Origin of the sequence: Streptomyces scabiei 87.22, assembly GCF_000091305.1 — a bacterium.
Taxonomy (GTDB): Bacteria; Actinomycetota; Actinomycetes; order Streptomycetales; family Streptomycetaceae; genus Streptomyces; species Streptomyces scabiei.
In genome coordinates this window covers 8,073,812-8,093,206 of the sequence record NC_013929.1, presented here as the reverse complement: position 1 = coordinate 8,093,206, position 19,395 = coordinate 8,073,812, and the positions used below count along the sequence as shown (strand labels likewise).

The 19,395-nt window shown below is 72.8% G+C and carries 18 protein-coding genes and 1 tRNA gene; 7 read left to right on the top strand and 12 right to left on the bottom strand.

The genetic code is table 11. The features are described 5' to 3' along the window. Nucleotides 1-53 precede the first annotated feature (53 nt). A complete protein-coding gene (gene mtnA / locus SCAB_RS35025) occupies nt 54-1,085 on the bottom strand; it encodes an S-methyl-5-thioribose-1-phosphate isomerase (RefSeq protein WP_013004847.1) in 1,032 nt (343 codons plus the stop codon). Nucleotides 1,086-1,335: 250 nt separating this feature from the next. Between mtnA and SCAB_RS35020 the strand changes: the two genes are divergently transcribed. Beyond that, nucleotides 1,336-2,007, top strand: coding sequence for a FadR/GntR family transcriptional regulator (locus tag SCAB_RS35020; RefSeq protein ID WP_013004846.1), 672 nt, complete (start codon nt 1,336-1,338; stop codon nt 2,005-2,007). A 171-nt stretch (nt 2,008-2,178) separates the two neighbouring features. Next, a complete protein-coding gene (locus SCAB_RS35015; protein ID WP_013004845.1) occupies nt 2,179-3,216 on the top strand; it encodes a PAC2 family protein in 1,038 nt (345 codons plus the stop codon). Between the two features lie 72 nt (nt 3,217-3,288). Here the strand turns inward: SCAB_RS35015 and SCAB_RS35010 are convergent, their stop codons facing one another. From SCAB_RS35010 to SCAB_RS34990, 5 genes are all read right to left on the bottom strand, one after another. Further along, nucleotides 3,289-4,272, bottom strand: a complete 984-nt coding sequence (locus SCAB_RS35010) for an SMP-30/gluconolactonase/LRE family protein (RefSeq protein ID WP_013004844.1) — start codon at nt 4,270-4,272, stop codon at nt 3,289-3,291. 579 nt (nt 4,273-4,851) lie between these two features. Continuing rightward, a complete protein-coding gene (gene mshC, locus SCAB_RS35005) occupies nt 4,852-6,081 on the bottom strand; it encodes a cysteine--1-D-myo-inosityl 2-amino-2-deoxy-alpha-D-glucopyranoside ligase (RefSeq protein WP_013004843.1) in 1,230 nt (409 codons plus the stop codon). A gap of 156 nt (nt 6,082-6,237) precedes the next feature. After that, nucleotides 6,238-7,107: an SCO1664 family protein gene (locus SCAB_RS35000; RefSeq protein ID WP_173402934.1), complete on the bottom strand. Its 870-nt coding sequence runs from the start codon at nt 7,105-7,107 to the stop codon at nt 6,238-6,240. After that, nucleotides 7,071-7,661: a DUF3090 domain-containing protein gene (locus tag SCAB_RS34995; RefSeq protein ID WP_013004841.1), complete on the bottom strand. Its 591-nt coding sequence runs from the start codon at nt 7,659-7,661 to the stop codon at nt 7,071-7,073. Before SCAB_RS34995 ends, SCAB_RS35000 begins: the two co-directional genes overlap by 37 nt. 97 nt (nt 7,662-7,758) lie before the next feature. Continuing rightward, the gene (locus SCAB_RS34990) at nt 7,759-8,445 is read right to left on the bottom strand and encodes a histidine phosphatase family protein (RefSeq protein ID WP_013004840.1); all 687 of its coding nucleotides are present in this window, start codon (nt 8,443-8,445) and stop codon (nt 7,759-7,761) included. Between the two features lie 104 nt (nt 8,446-8,549). Between SCAB_RS34990 and corA the strand changes: the two genes are divergently transcribed. Continuing rightward, nucleotides 8,550-9,542 carry a magnesium/cobalt transporter CorA gene (gene corA / locus SCAB_RS34985; RefSeq protein WP_013004839.1) on the top strand — a complete coding sequence of 331 codons (993 nt, stop codon included), beginning with the start codon at nt 8,550-8,552 and terminating at the stop codon, nt 9,540-9,542. Between the two features lie 52 nt (nt 9,543-9,594). Here the strand turns inward: corA and SCAB_RS34980 are convergent, their stop codons facing one another. Together SCAB_RS34980 and SCAB_RS34975 are read right to left on the bottom strand one after the other, a co-directional pair. Then, a complete protein-coding gene (locus tag SCAB_RS34980) occupies nt 9,595-10,383 on the bottom strand; it encodes a hypothetical protein (protein WP_013004838.1) in 789 nt (262 codons plus the stop codon). Nucleotides 10,384-10,665: 282 nt separating this feature from the next. Beyond that, the gene (locus tag SCAB_RS34975) at nt 10,666-11,721 is read right to left on the bottom strand and encodes an LLM class F420-dependent oxidoreductase (protein WP_013004837.1); all 1,056 of its coding nucleotides are present in this window, start codon (nt 11,719-11,721) and stop codon (nt 10,666-10,668) included. Nucleotides 11,722-11,918: 197 nt separating this feature from the next. Here SCAB_RS34975 and SCAB_RS34970 point away from each other — a divergent pair, with 197 nt between their 5' ends. Then, nucleotides 11,919-12,902, top strand: a complete 984-nt coding sequence (locus tag SCAB_RS34970; protein ID WP_013004836.1) for an aldo/keto reductase — start codon at nt 11,919-11,921, stop codon at nt 12,900-12,902. Then, nucleotides 12,899-15,199: a helix-hairpin-helix domain-containing protein gene (locus tag SCAB_RS34965; RefSeq protein WP_013004835.1), complete on the top strand. Its 2,301-nt coding sequence runs from the start codon at nt 12,899-12,901 to the stop codon at nt 15,197-15,199. The genes SCAB_RS34970 and SCAB_RS34965 overlap by 4 nt, the downstream gene beginning before the upstream one ends. 57 nt (nt 15,200-15,256) lie before the next feature. Here SCAB_RS34965 and SCAB_RS34960 read toward each other — a convergent pair whose 3' ends face one another. Continuing rightward, nucleotides 15,257-15,901, bottom strand: coding sequence for a hypothetical protein (locus SCAB_RS34960; RefSeq protein ID WP_013004834.1), 645 nt, complete (start codon nt 15,899-15,901; stop codon nt 15,257-15,259). A gap of 48 nt (nt 15,902-15,949) precedes the next feature. Between SCAB_RS34960 and SCAB_RS34955 the strand changes: the two genes are divergently transcribed. Continuing rightward, the gene (locus tag SCAB_RS34955) at nt 15,950-16,138 is read left to right on the top strand and encodes a DUF5703 family protein (RefSeq protein WP_005485166.1); all 189 of its coding nucleotides are present in this window, start codon (nt 15,950-15,952) and stop codon (nt 16,136-16,138) included. A 70-nt stretch (nt 16,139-16,208) separates the two neighbouring features. Here the strand turns inward: SCAB_RS34955 and SCAB_RS34950 are convergent, their stop codons facing one another. From SCAB_RS34950 to SCAB_RS34940, 3 genes are all read right to left on the bottom strand, one after another. After that, nucleotides 16,209-17,156 (bottom strand): chaplin, encoded by a 948-nt coding sequence (locus SCAB_RS34950; RefSeq protein ID WP_013004833.1) that lies wholly within the window; start codon nt 17,154-17,156, stop codon nt 16,209-16,211. A 131-nt stretch (nt 17,157-17,287) separates the two neighbouring features. Then, on the bottom strand, nt 17,288-17,521 hold the full coding sequence (gene chpH / locus SCAB_RS34945; RefSeq protein WP_005485162.1) for a chaplin ChpH: 234 nt from the start codon (nt 17,519-17,521) through the stop codon (nt 17,288-17,290). Between the two features lie 144 nt (nt 17,522-17,665). Next, nucleotides 17,666-18,991 (bottom strand): M20/M25/M40 family metallo-hydrolase, encoded by a 1,326-nt coding sequence (locus SCAB_RS34940; protein ID WP_013004832.1) that lies wholly within the window; start codon nt 18,989-18,991, stop codon nt 17,666-17,668. Nucleotides 18,992-19,189: 198 nt separating this feature from the next. Here SCAB_RS34940 and SCAB_RS34935 point away from each other — a divergent pair. Further along, nucleotides 19,190-19,274: transfer RNA gene (locus tag SCAB_RS34935), tRNA-Leu, on the top strand. Nucleotides 19,275-19,395: the final 121 nt, after the last annotated feature.

Below are 19,395 nucleotides of genomic sequence, written 5' to 3'. Positions count from 1 at the left end.
GGCAGAAGGGCGGCCCGGTCGCGACGACCGGGCCGCCCCTCTGCTCTGCCTGCCTACCGCAGCCGCTCCCCCGGCAGCTCTCCCGCCGAGACCTCCCACACGCCCTGCTCGGTGACCAGGCCCGTCACCAGGCGGCCCGGGGTCACGTCGAACGCCGGGTTGTGGCCGCGCGAGCCGACCGGGGCGGTGCGGACGCCGCCCCACTCCAGCACCTCGTCCTCGCCCCGCAGTTCGATGTGGATGTCGGCGCCGGTGGCGGTGGCGACGTCGACCGTGGTGGTGGGAGCGGCCACGAGGAAGGGGATGCCCGCGTCGGCGCAGGCCAGGGCGACGCCCACGGTGCCGACCTTGTTCGCCGTGTCGCCGTTGGCCGCGATACGGTCCGCGCCCACGATCGCCGCGTCGACCTCGCCCCGCAGGATGGTGCCGGCGGCGGCGCCGTCGACCTGGACGTAGTGGGGTATCCCCTCCTGGAGCAACTCCCAGGCGGTCAGCCGGGATCCCTGGAGCAGGGGGCGCGTCTCGTCGGCGTAGACCACGTCGAGGCGGCCGCGCGCGTGCAGTTCCCGGACGACACCGAGAGCCGTGCCCCACCCGGCGGTCGCGAGCGCCCCCGTGTTGCAGTGCGTCAGCACCCGCAGCGGACGGTCGACGTCCACCCGCTTCAGCAGCCAGTCGGCGCCGTGCGCGCCCATCGCCCGGTTCGCCTCGACGTCCTCGCGCTGGACGGCGGCGGCCTCCTCCAGCACCGCCTCCAGCCCCTCGTCGAAGCGCGTCATGACACGGTCCACGCAGACCATCAGGTTCACGGCGGTCGGGCGGGCCGCACGGACCCGGGCCACGGCGGCGCGCACCTCCTCGGTCGGCCAGCCCTCGCGCCGTCCCTGGAGCAGCGCGATCGCCACGCCGTACGCTCCCGCCGCCCCGATCGCGGGCGCGCCGCGCACGACGAGGCGCCGGATGGCGGATATCAGCGCGTCGACCTCGCGGATCTCGACCGTCTCGGTGCGCTGCGGCAGGACCGTCTGGTCGATGAGCGCAAGGCTGTTTCCGGTCCAGTCGACGGCACGCAGTTCCTGGGGCATAGCGGGGCACTCCTGGTGTTCCGACGGTGCCCGACACCGTACATGACCTCGGAGAATCGACGGGAACCGCAGTTCGAAGCCGGGAGGCGGGCGGGCCGGAATCCGCTGGTATCCCGCCCACACCGTCCGCGCGGCCGACCGCCGTGAGCGGGCCCTCGGCCGATCCGGAGACTTTGGCCTGATAGAGGTAGGGAAGCCGCCATAATGGCCTGAGACATCGGATGTCTGAACGACCAGGGAGGGGTCCACCATGGCAGTCACCGACGAGGCGATCGAGAAGATCAAGGGAATGATCGTCTCCGGCGCCCTGCGCCCCGGCGACCGGCTCCCGAAGGAGAGTGAGCTGGCCGCCGACCTGGGGCTGTCCCGCAACTCCCTGCGCGAGGCCGTACGCGCCCTGTCGCTGATCCGCATCCTCGACGTACGGCAGGGCGACGGCACCTATGTCACCAGCCTCGACCCGCAGCTCCTCCTCGAAGCGCTGAGTTTCGTCGTGGACTTCCACCGCGACGACACGGTCCTGGAGTTCCTCGCCGTGCGCCGCATACTCGAACCCGCGGCGACGGCGATGGCCGCCCTGAGGATCAGCGAGCAGCAGCTGGACGCGCTGACCACCCAGCTGGACAGGCTCGGCACCGCGCCGTCGGTGGAGGAACTGGTCGCCTGCGACCTGGAGTTCCACCGGGGCATCGTGCAGAGTTCCGGCAACTCGGTGCTGTGCTCGCTCCTCGACGGCCTGTCGGGGCCGACCACCCGGGCCCGCATCTGGCGCGGTCTGACCCAGGAGGACGCCGTCAGCCGGACCCTGCACGAACACCGCGCCATCCTGGCCGCCCTGCGCGACCGGGACGCCGACGCCGCGCGGTCCTGGGCCACGGTGCACATCGCGAGCGTGGAGCAGTGGCTGCGCTCCACGCTCTGAGAGGGCGATCCGAGAAGTCGATCATTCGCGGCCCTCGTCGCCCCCGAGGGTTTGTGCCGTGCGAACGGGGCATTGATCCGTTCACTCCCCCGTGCAAGGGGGCTGCGGAGGCTCCCGCCGCACGCCGTAAGGTTGGGGCGTACGCGAGGGCACGTCGGAAGGAGGCGCTGGGTGATCGAGCTGGAGGGGGTTCCCGAGCTGATCGACCCAGTGATGGTGGCCGCGTTCGAAGGCTGGAACGACGCCGGCGACGCCGCCTCCACCGCGGTCGCGCATCTGGACAAGGAGTGGAAGGGCGAGGTGTTCGCGGCGCTGGACGCCGAGGACTACTACGACTTCCAGGTGAACCGCCCCACGGTGTGGCTGGACGGCGGCGTGCGGAAGATCACCTGGCCGACGACAAGGTTGTCGGTGGTGCGGGTCGGCGGCGACAAGCCCCGCGATCTCGTGCTCGTCCGGGGCATCGAACCGTCGATGCGCTGGCGCTCGTTCTGCAACGAGCTGCTGGGCTTCGCCCACGAGCTGGGCGTGGAGCTGGTGGTCATCATGGGCGCGCTGCTCGGGGACACCCCACACACACGTCCGGTCCCGGTCAGCGGGGTCACGTCCGACCCGGACCTGGCGCAGCGGATGGACCTGGAGGAGACCAAGTACGAGGGCCCCACGGGCATCGTCGGCATCCTCCAGGAGGCGTGCACACACGCGGGCGTCCCGGCCGTCTCGCTCTGGGCGGCGGTGCCGCACTACGTGTCGCAGCCGCCGAACCCGAAGGCGACGCTCGCTCTGCTGAACCGGCTGGAGGACCTGATCGACGTGCGCATCCCGCTGGGCGAGCTGCCCGAGGACGCGCGCGCCTGGCAGGTGGGGGTGGACCAGCTGGCGGCGGAGGACAGCGAGGTCGCCGAGTACGTGCAGACGCTGGAGGAGGCCCGGGACACGGCGGAGCTGCCGGAGGCGTCGGGAGAGGCCATCGCGCGCGAGTTCGAGCGGTATCTGCGGCGCCGTGACGGGGGCGGTCCGACGCCGGGCGGTCACGCCACGGTCGACGGCGGCGACGGGCCCGGCGGGGCGTGGACCCCCAAGGACAACCCCGGCGGGCGTGCGCGGCCGCCGAAGCCGGCGCGGCCCGAGGCCGACACCGAGGCGGGGTCCGGGACCGAGGCGGGTACCGAGGCCGGATCCGAGGACGAGGATTCGTCGGACGACTGAGGCCCCTCCGGCCGTGCGGTCCCCCGCGCCCGTCGCTGGGCGCGGGGAAACCGGGCGGCGGTCACCGCGCGCTCAGCGCTTCACGGCCACCACCGCGTACGCCGTGTCCGGGGTCGGGGTCGTCGTGAAGCGGGCGTTGGGCAGGTAGAGGCGGTTGCCGTGGGCTGCGGCCGTGGTCGGGACGTCGAAACCGGCGTCGATGAGACGGTCCTCGAAGATGCCGCTGCGTCCGTCCGCGGAGAGCTTGAACACGTCGATCGCGTTCTGGCGGTTCTGGACGACGTAGAGCCGCCGTCCGAGGAGCAGCAGCCCGTCACCGTTGGTGAGGGGGGCCGCGTCACCGAGGTCGACGAGTTCGGTGACGCCGGTCCTGGGGTCGACCCGGTGCAGGCCGCCCGCGCCGGACTGGACGACGAGGAGTGCCTTGCCGTCCGGGGTGCCGGTGATGCCGTTGGCGTTGACGACCTCACCGGGAGTCTGGGACCAGGCACCGCTCAGGGTGAGCGTCACGACCTTGTCCGGGGCCGGCAGTCGCCCGTGGGCGCCGAGCGGCAGGGCGTACAGGGCGGGCTGGAAGGAGTCGGTGAACCAGGCGGCGCGGGGGGTGAGGAAGACGTCGTTGGCGAAGGTCGGCGTCTTCGTGGTGAGTCGGTACGAGGCGAGGACCGCGCCGGTGCGGGCGTCCACCACCCGGGCGCCCTGGGCCCGTCCGGCGACGAACAGCCGTCCCCGGTCGTCGAGTTTGAGCCCGACGGAAGGCGTGCCGGGGCCCGCGGAGATGATGCCGCCCTGGCCGGTGCGCAGGTCGGCACGGTAGATCGAGCCGTCGCCGAGGGAGCCCAGGTAGGCGCGGTGGCCGCCGATGGCGATGCCCTCGGGGCGGAAGCCGGGCGGCAGCGGGATGCGGTCGGGCCACGTGTTCCTGGAGGCGGCGGAGGCGGTCGCGGCGGACGATCCGACGAGCAGCGCGGCCGCGCCGGCGGCGGACGTCGTGAGCAGGGTGCGCCGACTGAGGTGACGGGCCGAGGGGAGGTGCGGGGGTTGCGGGGGTGCCACTGATCGTCCCTTCCACGAAGGGACCGGCAGCTGGCCGGTCCGGCCTTTCGACTGACGTGTGTCATGCCATCACATGCCGACCGGCCCCGCAGCCCTTCACCGGTCGGCCGACAGGGCTTTGACAGCCCCGGAGCGGCTTTCGGCCGGATGGTGCCGGTCCGGCCCAAGCGCCGCTCAGGTAGGGGCGGTTGCCCGGGCCCGGGGGCCCCGAGCGCCGTCCCGCACCCGCGGAAGGCCGGAGGGAGCGGCGCGCGACGACCGGACGGTTCGGTGTCCGGGGGACGGTCGGGTACGGCGTGCCGGGGTCGCGGGAGCGGCGGGGTCAGGGCCGGGGACGTCCTCGGTCGCGGGCCTCCCGGAGCCTGTTCGCCTCCGGCTCCGCGGCGGGTGGCTTTCGTGAACTCCCGCCCGGGCCGGGCCTCTTCGTGCCCCCGACGGAGCCGGGACCGGAGCCCGGGAACGCCGAAGGGGCGCCTTCCCCGGGCTGGAGGAGGCACCCCTTCGTCGCCGACCCGTGTCCGAGGCACGGGACGCGGGTGTCGGCTGCGACACCCGTGCAGAGTCGTTACTTCAGGTGGGTCACAGGGCCACGCCGAGAAGCGCGTCCACGGCGCGGGACACGACGCCGGGCGCGCCCTCGTCCGTACCGCCCCGCTCCTCCTGGAGCGCGGCCCAGCGGTCGACCGCGGCCAGCGCGGCGGGCGCGTCCAGGTCGTGCGCGAGGGCCTCGCGGATCTCCTCGACGAGGGCCTCGGCGGGCGGCCCGTCGGGCCGGGAGACGGCGGCGCGCCACCGGCCCAGGCGGTCGACGGCGTCCTGGAGCACCTGGTCGGTCCACTCCCAGTCGGCCCGGTAGTGGTGGGCGAGGAGCGCGAGCCGTATCGCGGCGGGGTCGACGCCGTCGCGGCGCAGCGCGGAGACGAAGACCAGGTTGCCCTTGGACTTCGACATCTTCTCGCCGTGCAGCGCCACCATGCCCGCGTGGACGTACGCCTTGGCCATGGGGAACTCGCCGGTCAGCGCCTGGGCGTGCGAGGCGCCCATCTCGTGGTGCGGGAAGGCGAGGTCGGAGCCGCCGCCCTGGACGTCGAAGCCCATGCCGAGGTGGTCGAGGGCGATGGCGACGCACTCGATGTGCCAGCCGGGCCGGCCGCGGCCGAGGGAGCCGCCGTCCCAGCTGGGCTCGCCCTCGCGCGCGGCCATCCACAGCATCGGGTCGAGGGGGTTCTTCTTCCCGGCCCGGTCCGGGTCGCCGCCCCGCTCGGCCGAGAGCAGCCGCATCGTGGCCGCGTCCAGGCGCGAGACCTTGCCGAAGTCGGGGTCGGCCTCGACGGAGAAGTAGACGTCCCCTTCGAGTTCGTACGCGGCACCGGAGGCGAGGAGCCGCTCGACGAGCGGAACGATTCCGGGGATGGCCTCGACCGCGCCGATGTAGTGGCGCGGCGGGAGCATCCGCAGGGCGGTCATGTCCTCGCGGAAGAGGGCGGTCTCCTTCTCGGCGAGGGCCACCCAGTCGATGTCGTCGCGCGCGGCCCGCTCCAGCAGGGGGTCGTCGACGTCCGTGACGTTCTGGACGTAGTGAACCTGCCGCTTGGTGTCGAGCCACACGCGCTGGACGAGGTCGAACGCGTTGTAGGTCGCCGCGTGACCCATGTGGGTCGCGTCGTACGGGGTGATGCCGCAGACGTAGATACGGGCGACGGGACCGGGGTCAAGGGTGATGAGCCCATCGGTCGCGGTGTCGTGGATCCGAAGGTCGCGGCCCTTGCCGGGCAGGACGGGGACCTCAGAAGCGGGCCAGGCATGCATGCCACGAGCCTAACCCGATCGACGCGCGGCTATGCGGGCTCCCTCCGGGGGATCGGCGGGGCGCCTGCCCGCTCGGAGGTACGCCCTGGACTGCGGCCGCGGCGGGCAGGTGGCTGACCGCGCCTCCGACGGGGTACGGGGCACGCCCCCGCCCCGTCAGACCGGGGGCCAGGGGATCGCCGGCCAGTCGCCGCTCGGCTCCGGGTGGCGTCCGCTCTTCAGCAGGGCGGCCACCCGCTCCCGCGTGGCGTCCAGCTCGGCGGGTGTGATCAACGCGACGAGCTTCGCGGCGAGCGGGCCGCCCTCGCCGAGGGCGTGCCGCAGCCGTTCCAGGACGTCCACGGCCTCGTCGGTGAGCGGCTCCCCCGCCCAGCCCCACAGCAGCGTCCGCAGCTTGTTCTCGACGTTGAAGGTCACTCCGTGGTCGATGCCGTAGAGCCTCCCCTCGGCGGCGGGCAGCAGGTGTCCGCCCTTGCGGTCGGCGTTGTTGACGACCGCGTCGAGGACGGCGAGCCGCCGCAGCCGCTGGTCGTCCGCGTGCACGAGGAGCGCGGTCTCACCCTCCCCGACCTCGGCGAAGCCGACGGCCTTCCAGCCCTCCCCGGCCTCCTCGCCCTCCACCAGGGCCAGCAGCTCGGAGCCGGGCTCGCCCTCGATCCACAGCTGGCACATGCCCTGCCCGTACGGCCCGTCCCGCAGGACGGTGGGAGGGACCAGCCCCCAGCCGGTCGCCTCGGACACCTCGTAGGCCGCGACCTCCCGCTGGGCGAGCGTGCCGTCGGGGAAGTCCCACAGGGGCCGCTCCCCGGCGACGGGCTTGTAGACACAGGCGGCCTCGCTGCCCTGATGGGCGACCGTGCAGTACAGCACGGCGTTGGACGCCTCCCGCACCTGTCCGCGCACGGTCAGCTCGCCCTCGGCGAGCAGCAGCTCGGCGGAGGGCGGGTCGGGCGGGGACGAGCCGGCGGGGGCAGCGGAGGCGGAGGGGGTCACGCCCCGCGCCGGTATCCGTTCTGGCGCGGACATACGTGTCCCTCCGGATCGAGCGGCAGGCTGCACAGCGGGCACGGCGGCCGGCCCGCGTTGACGACGTCGAGGGCGCGCTTGGCGAAGGCCCGGGCCTGCGAACCGGTGAGGCGGACGCGGAGCATCGGCGGGCCGTTCTCCTCGTCCTGGAGCATCCGCTCCTCCGCCTCGGCGAGATCCTCCTCGGAGTCCGCGTCCAGCTCGACCAGGGCCTGGGCCTCGACGATCATCCGCTCCTCGTCGCCGTCCCAGGCCAGCGCCATGGTGCCGACCCGGAACTCCTCCTCGACGGGGGCCTCCAGCGGCGCCGTGTCCGACACCTCGCTGGGCGCGACGGCCGGTACCGCGGCGCTGCCGCCGCTGCGCCGCACGACCTCGTCCAGCAGTTCGTCCATGCGCTCGGCGAGCGCGGCGACCTGCGTCTTCTCCAGTGCGACACTGGTGACGCGCTGCCCGGAGGAAGCCTGCAGGAAGAAGGTCCGGCGCCCGGGCAGCCCGACCGTACCGGCCACGAAGCGGTCCGGGGGGTCGTAGAGGAACACCTGACGGGACACGTCCTGTCTCCATTGGAATCGACGTCGGGACCGGCCGCGCCGGCTGCTGACTGGTTTCAGCGCCGCCGCGACCGCTTCACCCTACTGCGGTTGACGATCACGGTGCCCCCGCACCGCCCCCGACGGTGGCGTCACCGCTCGGGGGCTGCTCTCGCGGCGCCAGGGACGCGAAGTCCCCGGTGTCGCCGAGCCGGACGAGAAACGGCCTGAGCCGGGTGTAACGGATCGCGGTGATGGAACACGGTTCGACAGAGATCCGCTGGAAGAGGTCCAGATGAAGTCCGAGTGCGTCGGCGACGAGCGACTTGATGATGTCGCCGTGCGAGCACATCAGATACACGGCGTCGGCCCCGTGCTCGCGCTCCACGCGCGCGTTCCACTCCCGGACCGCCTCCGCGGCCCGGTGCTGCATGGTCCTCATCGATTCCCCGCCGGGGAACTCGACGGCCGTCGGATGCGTCTGGACGATCCCCATCAGCGGCTCGTCGTTCAGCTCGGCGAGCTTGCGGCCGGACCAGTCGCCGTAGTCGCACTCGCCGATGCGGTCGTCGGTGTGCGGGTCGAGGCCGGGCCGGGCGTCGAGGAGCGGGCGGATCGTCTCCTGGCAGCGCTGGAGCGGGCTGGTGACGACCTCGGCGATCGGCAGCCCGGCCAGGCGGCCGGGCAACGACGCGGCCTGCGCGGCGCCGCGCTCGTCGAGCGCGATCCCGGGCGTCCACCCGGCGAGCACGCCCTCGGTGTTGGCGGTGGAACGTCCGTGCCGGACAAGGATCAACGTGGGCATGCGTCCCAGCGTAGACGTCCGCCCGACGGCCCCTCGCGGACCTGTGGACAAAGCCTGCGCGCACGCGGCGGCTGTGGACGAAGTGCCCGAGAAAGGAACCCCCTGTGATCGTCGACTGTGCCGTCTACCGCGACGGGCACCGCGCCGAGGGCCCCGAGGACCTCTCCGACGCCCTGGCCGCGGCCCGCGCCTCGGGCGGCTTCGTGTGGATCGGCCTGCACGAACCGTCGGAGAAGGAGTTCGCCCTGGTCACGGAGGAGTTCGCGCTGCATCCGCTGGCCGTGGAGGACGCACTGAAGGCGCACCAGCGGCCCAAGCTGGAGGTGTACGACGATTCGCTGTTCATGGTCCTCAAGCCGGTGGGCTACGAGCCGTCGACCGACGCCGTGACCACCGGTGAGGTGATGGTCTTCCTCGGCGACGCCTTCGTGGTGACCGTCCGCCACGGGGAGGGCTCGCCCCTGGGCGTCGTACGACGTCGCCTGGAACAGGAGCCCGAACTGCTCGGCAAGGGGCCCACGTCCGTGCTGTACGCGATCACGGACGCCACCGTCGACCACTACCTCGACGTGGCGACCGAACTCCAGACGGACCTGGAGGAGCTGGAGGCGGAGGTCTTCTCGCCCGACGTGGGCGGCTCACGCAACACCGCCTCCCGGATCTACACCTTCAAACGCCAGGTCCTGGAGTTCCGCCGGGCGACCGGACCGCTCGCCGCACCGCTCAACCGGCTCTCCTCCACGGGGAACGCCGCCGCCGTGCCCTTCGTCGACGAGAAGGCCCAGCCCTTCTTCCGTGACGTCAACGACCACCTCACCCGGGTCAACGAGTCCGTGGAGGGGCTGGACCGGCTGGTCTCCGACATCCTCTCCGCGCACCTGGCGCAGATGAGCGTCCGCCAGAACGACGACATGCGGAAGATCTCCGCCTGGGCGGCCATGGCCGCGATCCCGACGATGGCCGCCGGGGTCTACGGCATGAACTTCGAGCACATGCCGGAACTGCACTGGGGGTGGTCGTATCCGGCACTGATGGCGCTGATGGTCGTGGCGGAGGTGCTGGTGTTCCGCCTGTTCAAGCGCCGGGGCTGGCTGTAGCCGCGGGACGTCCCTGTCCGTGTCCACGCGCGCGTGGACACGGACAGGGACGTCAGGCGAACTCGGGGGCCGCCGTCGCCGGTCCGCCCAGGGCGTCGCGACGGACCGGCATCTCCAGGCTGACCATGCGGCGCCAGCCGAGGGCCCGCTCGTAGGCGTACACCGCGTGGATGCCCGCGGCGAGAACGGCCGCCTTGGCCTTCGGCCAGCCCAGAATGCGCCCCATGTGGTCCATCACGGCGAGGCTGACGTCCCGGTAGACGGCGATCTCCGCGAGGGCGCACTCGCGCAGGGTCCGCTGGATGAAGCGGCCGTGTCCGGCCGCCGCGTAGCGCAGCAGTTCCTCGTGGGTGTAGGCGAGGTGGTTGTCCTCGTCGGCGGAGATCATCCGGACGGCCGTGCCGATCTCGGGGTGACGTGCGAAGTGCTTGCGGAGCATCACCATCTGGTCGGCGGCGCGCTGTTCGGTGACGCGGCTGTGGCACAGGTAGACGATGACGTCCCGCACCGAGAGGGGGTCCTCGGCCTTGAGCTTCTCGTGCGCGAGCCCGATGCCGCCGCGCTCCAGGAGCATCGTGTAGTCGGTCTCGGCCGGGACCTCCACGGGCTGGAGGCCGCGCTTCTTCATCAGGGCGTTGAAGATCCGCCCGTGCTTGTCCTCGTCGGCGCCATGGCGGGTGATCTTGGGTGCGAGCGCCCGCTCGCTCGGCGGGACGAGCGCGGCGATGCGCGCGTTCTCCCAGCCGCCCTGGGTCTCCCCGCCGGCGGCGATGGAGCAGAACAGCCGGAACGACTCGTCGTCGTCGACGATCTCCTGGAACAGACTCTTGGCCGAAAGCATCGAAGGACACCTCTCTGCAGGGGCCTGGCAGGGTCCTGCAGAAAACGAGTCAAATGGGGTGACACGAGCCGGGCAACAGCTGTGTCGGACAAATCCGCCGAACGAATGACTACGGGGCGGGGCGGGGGGCGTAACCGGGAGGAGCGTCGCCGCGTTGTCCCGGGTGACGGCCGTGGCGGGGAAGACCCCCGAGCCCCCACCACGGCCGTAGTACTTTCGGATCGGTACGCCGTGCCGATTCCCGCCGCTTCGCGGCTCTCGTCGGCCACTCGGCCGTTCGGGTTACGCGAGCCCGGCCAGCTCCATGGCCTGCGAACCGGCCCGCAGCGAGGCGATCCGCTCGTCGAGGGTGAAGCCCGCCGGGGCGAGCGTGAGGGTGGTGACCCCGGCCGCGGCGTAGGCCGTCATCCGGTCGGCGATGCGCTCCACGGACCCGAGCAGCGTCGTCTGGTCGATCAGCTCGTGCGGGATGGCGGCCGCGGCCCCGGCCTTGTCGCCGGCCAGGTACTTGTCCTGGATCTCGGTGGCCTCCTTCTCGTATCCCATGCGCCGGGCGAGCTGGTTGTAGAAGTTCTGCTTGCGGCTGCCCATGCCGCCCACGTACAGCGCGGTGTACGGGCGGAAGGTGTCGGCGAGGGTCGTGACGTCCTTGTCGTCGCCGACGGCGAGCGGCAGCGTCGGGCAGATGTCGAAGCCGTCGAGGGTCTTGCCGGCCTTCTCCCGTCCCGCCCGCAGGTACGTGACGGCGGTGTCCTCCAGGTGCGCGGCCGAGGGGAAGATCAGCAGGGCGCCGTCGGCGATCTCGCCGGTCTGCTCCAGGTTCTTGGGGCCGATCGCGGCGATGTACAGCGGGATGTGCTCACGGGTGGGGTGGACGGTCAGCTTCAGCGGCTTGCCGGGGCCGCCGGGCAGCGGCAGCGTCCAGTGCTCGCCGTCGTGCGACAGGCGCTCGCGGGTCATCGCCTTGCGGACGATCTCCACGTACTCGCGGGTGCGGGCGAGCGGCTTGTCGAACTTGACGCCGTACCAGCCCTCGGAGACCTGCGGTCCGGAGACGCCGAGGCCGAGCCGGAAGCGGCCGCCGGAGAGCGAGTCCAGCGTCGCGGCGGTCATCGCGGTCATCGCGGGCTGGCGGGCCGGGATCTGGAAGATGGCCGATCCCACGTCGATGCGTTCGGTCTTGGCGGCGACCCAGCTGAGCACGGTGGCGGCGTCCGAGCCGTACGCCTCCGCCGCCCAGCACACCGCGTAACCCAGCCGGTCGGCCTCCTGGGCCACGGCCAGGTTGTCCCCGTCCATACCGGCGCCCCAGTAGCCGAGGTTGATCCCGAGCCTCATTGAGACCCGCCTTCCCTTACCGATCAGTAACGTCCTTGTCGCCGCCGACCCTACCGGGCCGGGTCGTGTGAGAGCCCGGGAGGCCGGGGTCGTACGGCGAGCGCGGGCGGGGCTGGGGTTTTCTCCCGCGGCTCCTGGGGAAATCGGTTATCCACAGGCCACCACGTGACCAACCGTGGCCAGTAATGTCGCCGTTCATGGAGCAGAGACATCTCGGCCGTACCGGCCTGCGTGTGTCCCGGATCGGGCTCGGCACCCTGACATGGGGCCGTGACACGGACGAGCATGACGCCGCGGACATGTTGAAGCTGTTCTGGGAGGCGGGCGGCACGCTCGTCGACACCGCCGACGTGTACGGGGACGGCGAGGCGGAGTATCTGCTCGGGCAGTTGATGGACGGGCTCGTGCCCCGCCGTGACCTCGTGATCTCGACGAAGGCCGGCAGCGTCCCGGACCCCGACCGCCGTTTCGACGGCTCCCGCGGCCATCTCCTCGCCGCCCTGGACGCCTCCCTGGCCCGGCTCGGCACCGACCACGTCGACGTGTGGCACATCCACGCCTACGACCCCGAGACCCCGTTGGACGAGACGCTCCAGGCCCTCGACCTGGCCGTCAGCAGCGGCCGGGCCCGTTACGCCGGGGTCTCCAACTTCTGCGGCTGGCAGCTCGCCAAGGCCGCCACCTGGCAGCTCGCGGCCCCCGGGATACGCACCCGCCTGGCCAGTACGCAGCTGGAGTACTCCCTGCTGCAGCGCGGGGTGGAGCGCGAAGTGCTGCCCGCCGCACTGGATCTGGGCATCGGTCTGCTCCCGTCCTCCCCGCTCGGCCGGGGCGTGCTGACCGCCAAGTACCGCCACATCACCCCCCCGGACTCGCGGGGCGGCTCGGAGCACATGGCCCCGTTCGTCGCGCCGTACCTCGACGACACGGCGACCAGCATCGTGGACGCGGTACAGACCGCCGCGGACGGCCTCGCGGTGACCCCGATCCAGGTGGCCCTCGCCTGGGTCCGCGACCGGCCCGGCGTGGCCGCGCCCATCATCGGCGCGCGCAACGCGCTGCAGCTCACGGGGGCACTGTCAGTGGAGAGCCTTACTCTTCCTGACGAGATCTGCCGGGCTCTCGACGACGTGTCGGCGCCCGTGCACCGCTATCCCGATCACGACTGGAGCACGCTGTGAGCACGGAGCCCGCGACCACGGAGCCGGACGAGCCGGGCGGACGGGGCGACGGAACGCCCGCCGACGGCGCCGACGCGCCCGGCGGCCGGGAGGCCGGGGGCGAGGGTGAGGTCACCGCCGAGGGCGGGACCGACGGGAAGGACGACACCGACGCCGGGGACGAGGCCGCCGACGGCGACACCGGCGAGTCCGCGGGCGACACCGGCGGAGCCACGGCCGACGGCGCCGAGGCCGCGCCCGAAACCTCCGAGGCACAGGCCGAGTTGGCGGCACAGCGGCTGGAGCGGGAGCGGATCGAGCGGCGCAAGGCGGAGAAGAAGGCACCGATCGCGAGCGGGGCCGGGCTCAGCGGCACGGCCGCCGATCTGCTGGCCGCCGTACGGGCCGTGGAGGGCGGGCAGAAGCCCACGGCCACCGCCTTCGCGGAGCCGGACCCGGCTCCGCGAAGGCCGGCGCCGGAGGCCGTGCGGCGGCCGCAGCCGGTGACGCCCGCGGCCGGTGCGACGGCTCCCTCGGAGGAGACCGTCGAGGACGTCCGCGCGGTGCTGGCCGAGGGCGGCGCCCCCGAGGCGCTGGTGGCCCAGATCGCCGAGGCGCTGGGCGAGGGCGCCGGAGCCCGGCTGCGCGCGGATCCCTGGCAGTTGCTGCGGGTCGCCGGTGTACGGCCGGAGCAGGCCGACGGGTTCGCGCGGGCGCTGCTCGGCGCGGAGTGCGGCCCGGACGACGAGCGGCGGGGCCGCGCGGTCACCGGGTGGCTGCTGGAGCAGGCGGCCCTCGCCGGGCACACGGCGCTGGAGGCACCGGCGCTGGAGTCGGCGCTCGCCCAGCGTTCCGTGCCCGACCCCGACGAGGCCGTCCAGAGCGCCGTCGCCGAGGGCGAGGCCCTGGTCTTCCAGGACGCGCTCGACGACACCCCGGCCGCGGCCCCGCCCGCGCGCCCGGCCCACGGCACCGAGGACGACGAGGCCGACGCGGCGGAGGAACGCCCGGTGCGCGTCCTGGTCGGCCTGGAGCGTTACGCCCTCGCCGAGGAGAGCCTCGCCGACGGACTCGCCCGCGTCATGAACGCCCTGCCCAAGCAGGACACGGCGGACTGGGCGTCGGCGGCCGCCTCGGCACCGCGCTCCGCCGCGGAGCTGATCCGCGCCGTCGCCGGACACGGACTCGTGCTGCACACCGGCGGCGAGGCGGCCCGCGCGGAACCGGCGGCGCTGCTCACGGCCGCCCGGGCCCTGGGACTGCGGGCCTACGCGGCGACGCACGCCGCGGACGGAAGACGGCGCCTCGTCTCCCCGTCGGAGACCGCCGAGGGGCCGGGGACCGCCGGCGGGGTCGACCCCGCCGCCGTCACGACCCTCGCCGGGCTGCTGTCCGGCGCCGAGGGACCGGGCCGCGACGGGGACGGGGCCCTCGCCCTCGACCTGCTCGTGGTGCTGGACGCGCCCCAACTGGACGTCGAGACCGCCGCCCTGCTCGTCGAGTCGCTGCCCGACGGGGCCCGGCTGGTCCTCAGCGGCGACCCGGGGGTGCTCTGGTCCGCCGGGCCGGGCCGGGTCTTCGCGGACCTGCTCGCCGCGCGCGTCTGCCCGCAGATCGCCTCGCGGACACCCGACCCCGGGCCCGTAGGCGAACTGGTCTCCGGGATCGGCATCGGGGAGCTGAACCAGGTCGAGGCGCCCGGCAAGGAGGTGGTGATCGTGCCGGTGCGGGACGCGGGCGAGGCGGTGCACCGGACCGCGCAGCTCGTGGTGGACTCGGTGCCGAGGGCGTTCGGGATCCCCGCCGAGCAGGTGCAGGTGATCACCCCCGGGCACGGCGGGGCGGCCGGCACGCGCGCGCTCAACACCGCGCTCAAGGAGCGGCTGAACCCCGGGCCGGGCCGCTTCGGCGGGTTCGATCCGGGCGACCGCGTGGCCTACTCCCCCACGCCGGGCCGTTCGACGCCGGGCCGGGTGGTGAGGGCCGACGCCGAGGGGCTGCACCTGGAGTGCGCGGGCACGGCCGTCGTCGTACCGAAGGAGCGGGTCGAGCAGACCGTACGGCACGGGTGGGCGCTCACCGCGCACCAGGCCGTGGGGCAGCGGTGGCCGGCCGCGGTCGTGGTGCTGCCCGGCGACGCGGCACGGCTGCTCACCCGCCCATGGGTCTACACCGCGTTCGGGCGGGCCGAGCGGCATCTGTCCGTGGTGCACGGCGTGGAGCAGGCGCTCCCGCGCGCGGTGGCCGAGACGCCGGCGAAGCCCCGCACCACGAGGCTGCCGGCGTTGCTGCGGGCCCAGGTGCCCCCGGCGGGCTGACGGGTGCCGGAACGGGGCGCCCCGCGCATCGGCGGGCGCCCCGGGTACCCCTGGGCCCTAGCGGTCCGCGTCCGGCGGCTCCAGGTCATCGTCGTCGTCCGGCTCGTCGTCGAAGACCGCGCTGACGTCGAAGCGGCAGACGACGCGCTGCGGATCGACCCCGTCGAAGGGTGCCTCCAGCCACTCGCCGGGGTCGGCGCTGTCGTCCGCGGCGGTCACCCAGAGCGTGGAGTCGCCCTCCTCCAGGCCGAACTCCTTGTGCCGGGAGACGATCTCGTCCGGTTCGAACTCACCGAACAGCAGCCCCAGCGCGCCGTGCACGGTGCTCGCCGCCCCCTCGGAGCCGGCAGGCTCCTCCGCCGCCTCCACGCGCTGGGCCTGGGCCAGCAGCCGCTGCGGCTCGGCCACCGTGTAGTCCCGGCGGATCAGCACGCTGAGCGCGCCGGGCTCCTCGGGGCCGGTGTACGGCGGCATGTCCTCGGTGCCGGGGATCTCGAAGGGAGTGACCTCGTCGTAGCGGTCGTAGAGCAGTTCGTCGTACTCCTCGGCGGCCGCGGCCAGCTCGTTGAACGCCTCGTAGACGGCCGGGTCGTCCTCCCCCGACCGGCGTTCGACCGCGGCCAGGTGGCGGTCGAGCGCGGTCTTGACCGCCTCGGCGGCGGCGCGTACCTCGGCAGCGGTGGGCTGCGCAGCATCAGACATAGTGCAGACGCTATCCGTACCGGGCCCCAGCCCGCACAATAGATACCGATGCCGGAATACGAATTTGTCGACGTGTACGTACCGCGCGGGGTTTCCCGCAAGGACGCCACACGCCTGCTGACGGACCATGCCGAGTACGGACACTGGGAGTTGGACCGACTGAGTCTGCTGCGTGACGGCAGCCGCAGGGTGCGGTTGCGCCGACGGATCATCCGCCAGGTACGCGCCACCTGGTGATGCGCGCGGTATGACGGAGGCGGGCCCCGCACATGCGGGGCCCGCCTCCGTCATACCCGGGCGGTGCCGGTCACAGAGCGGCGGCCCGTGCCTTGCGGTAGATCAGGGCGCCCCCGATCAGAGCGCCCGCGCCCATCGGGAGGGCGAGGCCCAGCGGCAGGTCGCTGCCGGTCTGGGCGAGCTGCGCGAGGCCGTCGGGCCGGTCGACGGTCTGCGTGCCCGGGGTGTTGGTGTCCCCGCGGGGGATCTCGTCGCCGGGCCGCACCGGCTTGTCGGGCGTCTGCGGGGACGCCTCCTCGGAGTCGCCGCCGCCCGGGTTCTCGTGCGCTCCCGCGCCGCCCCCGTTCCCGCAGTCGTTGCCCGTGACGCCGTTGCCGAGTCCGATCACGGAGATGCTGTTGCCGCACAGGTTGACCGGTACGTCGATCGGGACCTGGACGCTGTTGCCGGAGCCCACGCCCGGCGATCCGCCGGTGTGGCCGTCCGCGTGGGAGCCGTCGTACGACGGACCGTGGCCGCCGTGGCCGTGGTCGCCGTAACCGCCGCCGCCCCCGCCGTTGGAGCAGTCGTTGCCGGACGCCGGGTTGGCGACGCCGACCACGTCGACGCTGTTGCCGCACACGTTGACCGGGGCGTGCACCGGGACCTGGACGTGGTTGCCGGAGGCCACACCCGGCGAGTCACCGGCGTGACCGCCCGCGTGGGAGCCGCCGTACGACGCACCCTGACCGCCGCCCTGGCCGCCGCCCTGGCCGCCGCGGGCGTGCTTGCCGCCTCCGCCGTTGGAACACTTGTTGCCCGCCGCCGGGTTGAGCAGTCCGACCACGCTCACCGTGTTGCCGCAGACGTTGACCTCGGACTCCACCGGCGCCTGCACGGTGTTGCCGGAGAGCACGCCGGGCGAGTGGGTGGCGGAGCCCTGCGCACCGGCGTCGGCGTGCGCGGCACCGCCCGCCGCGGCGAGCACACCGGACGCGGCCGCCATCGTCATGAGGCCTTTGCGGGTGACCTGTCGCATTGCTGAATTACCTGCCTTAGCCCTGATGTTCTGAATTCTGCGCCTGGGGGAATACCGGTCGGCCCCGGAGTGCATGGCGCGCACTCCGGGGCCGGCGGTTGTGTCAGACCCTCACCTGGTGAGGTACGACGTCACTTGTTGATGCAGGTGTTGCCGAAGGCGGGGTTCAGCAGCCCGATCACCGAGATCGTGTTGCCGCACACGTTCACGGGGACGTGAACCGGCACCTGGACGACGTTGCCGGACGCGACACCCGGGGAGCCGATGGCGGCACCCTGAGCCCCGGCGTCGGCGACGGCCAGACCCGCGCCCGCGAGAACCAGACCACCGGTGGCAGCCGCAGCGGCGACGACCTTCTTGAGCATTATTCCTCCTTGTTGGCAAAGCGACCCCAAGTAGCGAGTCACACCACCTGTAACGAGGAGGAGCAATTGGAGCTACGAGCTTATGGTCCGATTCACTCGACCCGGTCGGCCTTCGTACGCGCTGCCGAATAAAAGCCGAACGCGTCAGGACGCGTCGATGAAACGGTCGAGGACGCGTACGCCGAACTTCAGGCCGTCGACCGGCACCCGCTCGTCCACACCGTGGAACATGCCCGCGAAGTCCAGCTCCGGCGGCAGCTTGAGCGGCGCGAAGCCGAAGCCCCGGATCCCGAGGTCGTCGAAGGACTTGGCGTCCGTACCGCCGGAGAGCATGTACGGGACCGCCTTCGCGGCCGGGTCCTCGGCGAGCAGCGCGGACTGCATGGCGTCCACGATCGCCCCGTCGAAGGAGGTCTCCAGCGCCTTGTCGGAGTGCACGTCCTCGCGCCGCACGTTCGGGCCGAGGATCTTGTCGAGATCGGCGAGGAACTCCTCCTCGAACCCGGGCAGGAACCGTCCGTCGACGTGCGCGGTGGCCTCGCCCGGGATGACGTTGACCTTGTAACCGGCGCCGAGCTGGGTGGGGTTGGCGGTGTTGCGCAGGGTCGCGCCGATCAGCTTGGCGATCCCGCCGAGCCGGGCGAGGGTGCCCTCCATGTCCTCCGGGTCGAGCGTGGTGCCGAGCGCGTCGCCGAGTTCGTCGAGGAAGGCCCGGGTGGTCTTGGTGACCCGTACCGGGAACTGGTGGCGGCCGAGGCGGGCGACGGCCTCCGACAGCTCGGTGATGGCGTTGTCCCGGTGGATCATCGAGCCGTGCCCGGCCGTGCCGGCCACGGTGAGCTTCATCCAGTGCATGCCCTTCTCGGCCGTCTGGATCAGATAGAGCCGCCGCTGCTCGTTCACGGTGAACGAGAACCCGCCGACCTCGCTGATCGCCTCGGTGACGCCCTCGAAGAGATCGGCGTGGTTCTTCACGAGGTGCTTGGCCCCGTAGGTGCCGCCGGCCTCCTCGTCCGCGAGGAAGGCGAGCACGATGTCGCGCGGGGGCCTGCGGCCGCTGCGCAGCCGGTCACGGACGACCGCCAGCGTCATCGCGTCCATGTCCTTCATGTCGACGGCGCCCCGGCCCCACACACAGCCGTCCGCGACCTCGCCGGAGAACGGGTGGTGGGTCCAGTCCGCCGCGTTGGCCGGGACGACGTCGGTGTGGCCGTGGATGAGCAGTGCGGGCCGCGACGGGTCCTCGCCCTCGATGCGGGCCACCGTCGAGGCGCGGCCGGGGTGCGACTCGAAGATGCGCGGCTCCAGCCCCACCTCGGCCAGCTTCTCGGCGACGTACTCGGCGGCCTTGCGCTCCCCGGGCCCCGAGTGGTCGCCGAAGTTGCTGGTGTCAATCCGGATCAGCTCGCGGCAGAGGTCGACGACCTCGTCCTCACCGGTCACGTGCCTGCCCGTGTCCGTCTCGTTCACGCTGGTTCCTCCCGCTGTCGCTGCTGGTGGTTCCCCCTCATCCTCCCCCTGCCCCACCGCCCGCCCCAAGACCGGGACCGGCCGGGTCACACGCCGTTCACACCCCGCGGCCCGGGGCCGGGGGGTGATCGGGGGCCCTGGAAAGCCTGGTAATGTTTCCTTCGTCGCCGCGGGGGAAACCCGCACGGCACACACCCTGTCCGGGTGGCGGAATGGCAGACGCGCTAGCTTGAGGTGCTAGTGCCCTTTATCGGGCGTGGGGGTTCAAGTCCCCCCTCGGACACAGAGTGGCGAAGGCCGCGACCCTCGGGTCGCGGCCTTCGTCGCGTTAGACTGACGAAATGTGGGCGACATCTCCCCCCACCAGGAAAACCCCAGGTCACGGCCCGCCCCCTTGCCCCTCC

Coding starts and splice junctions, on each gene's coding strand:
- SCAB_RS34950 (WP_013004833.1), bottom strand. CDS start 17,156: ATGCGACAGGTCACCCGCAAAGGCCTCATGACGATGGCGGCCGCGTCC.
- SCAB_RS35000 (WP_173402934.1), bottom strand. CDS start 7,107: ATGTCCGCGCCAGAACGGATACCGGCGCGGGGCGTGACCCCCTCCGCC.
- mtnA (WP_013004847.1), bottom strand. CDS start 1,085: ATGCCCCAGGAACTGCGTGCCGTCGACTGGACCGGAAACAGCCTTGCG.
- mshC (WP_013004843.1), bottom strand. CDS start 6,081: ATGCATGCCTGGCCCGCTTCTGAGGTCCCCGTCCTGCCCGGCAAGGGC.
- chpH (WP_005485162.1), bottom strand. CDS start 17,521: ATGCTCAAGAAGGTCGTCGCCGCTGCGGCTGCCACCGGTGGTCTGGTT.
- SCAB_RS34955 (WP_005485166.1), top strand. CDS start 15,950: ATGCCGGAATACGAATTTGTCGACGTGTACGTACCGCGCGGGGTTTCC.
- SCAB_RS34980 (WP_013004838.1), bottom strand. CDS start 10,383: ATGCTTTCGGCCAAGAGTCTGTTCCAGGAGATCGTCGACGACGACGAG.
- SCAB_RS34970 (WP_013004836.1), top strand. CDS start 11,919: ATGGAGCAGAGACATCTCGGCCGTACCGGCCTGCGTGTGTCCCGGATC.
- SCAB_RS35020 (WP_013004846.1), top strand. CDS start 1,336: ATGGCAGTCACCGACGAGGCGATCGAGAAGATCAAGGGAATGATCGTC.
- SCAB_RS34960 (WP_013004834.1), bottom strand. CDS start 15,901: ATGTCTGATGCTGCGCAGCCCACCGCTGCCGAGGTACGCGCCGCCGCC.
- SCAB_RS34990 (WP_013004840.1), bottom strand. CDS start 8,445: ATGCCCACGTTGATCCTTGTCCGGCACGGACGTTCCACCGCCAACACC.
- SCAB_RS34975 (WP_013004837.1), bottom strand. CDS start 11,721: ATGAGGCTCGGGATCAACCTCGGCTACTGGGGCGCCGGTATGGACGGG.